Source organism: uncultured Thiodictyon sp. (assembly GCF_903828115.1).
Classification (GTDB): Bacteria; Pseudomonadota; Gammaproteobacteria; order Chromatiales; family Chromatiaceae; genus Thiodictyon.
This window is the reverse complement of the sequence record NZ_CAIKKU010000080.1, coordinates 1-2,809: the sequence shown is the minus strand read 5'-3', so window position 1 is coordinate 2,809 and position 2,809 is coordinate 1. Positions and strand designations below refer to the sequence as shown.

The following is a 2,809-nucleotide window of genomic DNA, read 5'->3' as shown; positions in this document are numbered from 1 at the left end:
GTCGTAATCGAATAATCCGACTACGATTACGACAACGACAACGACAACGACAACCGTCCGTGAGAACGTCCGGTCGCTGTAGCCGCAGGGTATGTATCGCGTACCCAGCTCGGGCGGTCGTGGCAGCTTGGCGGGTACCCGAAGCGTACCCTACGACATGTGCGTTAACACATCAGTTATGATCGCACCCCCGCGGCGCGTGCTCCTGGCAGCCGGGCGCGGCTTGCTTTATCGTACGCGCTCGGACGAGGAGCCCCGAGGTGGCTCGCCGGTCCGTGGTCATGCGTTCTTAAAAATTGTTCAACTAATCAAGGGCTTGAGTGAATGCCTTCGTTTGACATCGTATCCGAGATCGACCTCCAGGAGGTCCGTAACGCGGTCGATCAAGCCAACCGGGAGATTGCGACCCGGTTCGACTTCAAGGGCGTCAAGGCGCATTTCGAGCTGGCCGACGAACAGATCATGATGACTGCCGAGCAGGAGTTCCAACTCCAGCAGATGATGGATATCCTGCGTCAGAAACTGGTCAAACGCGCGGTCGACCTCAAGGCCCTGGACCCCCAGGCCCCCGCCGTAACGCTCAGTACCGCGCGCCAGGAGGTCCGCCTCAAGCAGGGTGTGGACACGGAAACCGCCAAGTCGATGGTCAAGACTGTCAAGGGCAGCAAACTCAAGGTCCAGGCGCAGATCCAGGGGGACCAGGTCCGGATCACCGGAAAAAACCGCGATGACCTCCAGGAGGCCATCGCCCTGTTGCGCGCAGAGGACTGGGGGTTGCCGATAAAAGTCAGTAATTTTAGAGACTGAAGCGCATTCCCCACGGCGACCGGCGCGACGCGGCAGCGTCCCCGGAGCCTACCGATTTTGGAGACCCGAGGAACCACCATGCATAGCCCCCGTTTGATCGTCGCCGCCGTCCTGTGGCTTGCCGCCGGCAGCCTGCTCGCCGCGCCCGAGGACAGTATTCGCGCCGCCCTGACCAAGGTCATCCCCGGCATCAAGATCACGAGTATCGCGCCGTCACCGGTGAAGGGGCTCTTCGAGGTCCTGGTCGGAACCCAGATGATGTACGTCACGGCCGACGGCCGCTATTTCGTGGACGGGCGCATTGTCGACCTCACCAGCCGGGAGGACCTGACCGAGCCCCGCCTGTCCGGCGCGCGCAAGCAGTTGGTGGACGGCCTGGGCGAGTCCCAGATGGTGATCTTCGAGCCCGCGGCCGAGGCCAAGCACACGGTTACGGTCTTCACCGACATCGAGTGCGGCTACTGCCGCAAGCTCCACAGTCAGATCGCGGAGTACGGCAAGGAGGGTATCCGCGTGCGCTACGTCTTCTTCCCGCGCGCCGGCAAGGACAGCCCGGCCTACAAGGAGGCCGTCTCGGTGTGGTGTGCGGGTGATGCGGCGGCGCGCCGCACCGCCCTGACGGCCGCCAAGGCCGGCAAGAGCGTCGATGAAAAGACCTGTGACAACCCGGTGGATGCCCACATGGCGGCGGGCGAAGAACTCGGCCTGCGCGGCACCCCGGCCATCCTCACCGACACCGGCGAAATGATTCCGGGCTATGTGGAGCCTAAGCGGCTGGCGGCGCAGTTGGCTGCCGGGCCCGCGAGCGGCCCCGGCGCGGTAAGCGGCACCGTCCGCTGAGCGGGAACGGGGGCCTGGCCCACCGCACCCTGGTCTGAGGTCGACACGGAGGCGGTCGCGATGTGGGCCTACAAACTGGAATATGCCTGGCGTACCGACCGCGGGCGCGTGCGCACGCGCAACGAGGACGCGGTCACCGTTCACGCGGACATGGGTCTGGTGGTGGTCGCCGACGGGGTCGGCGGCGCCAGCGCCGGGGAGGTGGCGAGCCGACTCGCCGCCGACACGATCCGCGAGCGTTTCAAGCGTCAGACCCTGCCGCGGACCGACGTCGACAAGGCACGGTTGCTGACCGAGGCGGCGGTGGAGGAGGCCAATCGGGCCGTCTGGCAATTGTCCCAGACCAAGACCGATTGTGTCGGCATGGGAACTACCGTGGTCCTGGGCTTTGCCGGCGCGGACTGGCTGGCCTATGCCAACGTGGGCGATTCGCGCCTGTATCGCCTGCGTGGTGAACGCCTGGAACAACTCTCCCACGACCACTCGTTCATCCAGGAGGTGGTCGACCAAGGCTTCTTCCGCACCCTGGAGGACGCCCGGCACTACGGTATCGGGGACAACATCCTGACCCGCGCCCTGGGTTCGTCCGCCGAGGTGCGCGTCTACTCCGGCGTCACGGAGCTGCAGACCGGCGACATCTACCTCTTCTGCACCGACGGACTCACCGGCATGGTGCCGGTGGATTGGCTGCGGCAGATCCTGGTCGCCGCCGGCAAGAGCGAACTGGGTCCCGCCGCCGAGGCCCTGGTCCGACTCGCCAACGAGCGCGGCGGGACCGACAACATCACACTGGCCCTGCTGCGGGTCGGCGATCGGCCTGCTGAAGATGCGCCGGATGGCCCGGCACCGGTGGGGGCGCTTTAAAGTGCACCGTCGCGGCCTTGGGTGCTCAAGTCTGGGGCCATTGCAGCGGCGGCCTGCCTTCGGCTAATCTGGAGTTCACTCCCAGATTAGCCGAAGCCCATGTCGCCCTTCGTCGATCGCACCCTCGCCGCGACCATCCGCCAGGTCTCCAACAGCTTTCTGGTCGTGCTGCAGTTCCCAGGCCGGACCGTCGTGATCTCGTCCGCCGCGCCCCAGGTCTTCGTCGAATACCTGCACCAACTCATTCCGCGTTTCGCGGGCGCGCCCGTAGCGCCTTGATCATCACTCCGGCCTCTGG

General features: G+C 65.4%; 4 protein-coding genes. All 4 read left to right on the top strand.

Features of this window, described 5'->3' with window-relative positions; genetic code table 11:
* Positions 1-324: 324 nt before the first annotated feature.
* The 4 genes from QZY48_RS02900 to QZY48_RS02885 all read left to right on the top strand — a co-directional run bounded on the left by QZY48_RS02900 (position 325) and on the right by QZY48_RS02885 (position 2,790).
* Positions 325-807, top strand: coding sequence for a YajQ family cyclic di-GMP-binding protein (locus tag QZY48_RS02900; RefSeq protein WP_295427461.1), 483 nt, complete (start codon positions 325-327; stop codon positions 805-807).
* Positions 808-885: 78 nt separating this feature from the next.
* Positions 886-1,647, top strand: coding sequence for a DsbC family protein (locus tag QZY48_RS02895; protein WP_295427458.1), 762 nt, complete (start codon positions 886-888; stop codon positions 1,645-1,647).
* 60 nt (positions 1,648-1,707) lie between these two features.
* Entirely contained in the window at positions 1,708-2,511 is an 804-nt protein-coding gene (locus QZY48_RS02890) for a protein phosphatase 2C domain-containing protein (protein WP_295427456.1), read from the top strand.
* A gap of 99 nt (positions 2,512-2,610) precedes the next feature.
* Positions 2,611-2,790 (top strand): hypothetical protein, encoded by a 180-nt coding sequence (locus QZY48_RS02885; protein WP_295427453.1) that lies wholly within the window; start codon positions 2,611-2,613, stop codon positions 2,788-2,790.
* Positions 2,791-2,809: the final 19 nt, after the last annotated feature.

Coding starts and splice junctions, on each gene's coding strand:
- QZY48_RS02900 (WP_295427461.1), top strand. CDS start 325: ATGCCTTCGTTTGACATCGTATCCGAGATCGACCTCCAGGAGGTCCGT.
- QZY48_RS02895 (WP_295427458.1), top strand. CDS start 886: ATGCATAGCCCCCGTTTGATCGTCGCCGCCGTCCTGTGGCTTGCCGCC.
- QZY48_RS02890 (WP_295427456.1), top strand. CDS start 1,708: ATGTGGGCCTACAAACTGGAATATGCCTGGCGTACCGACCGCGGGCGC.
- QZY48_RS02885 (WP_295427453.1), top strand. CDS start 2,611: ATGTCGCCCTTCGTCGATCGCACCCTCGCCGCGACCATCCGCCAGGTC.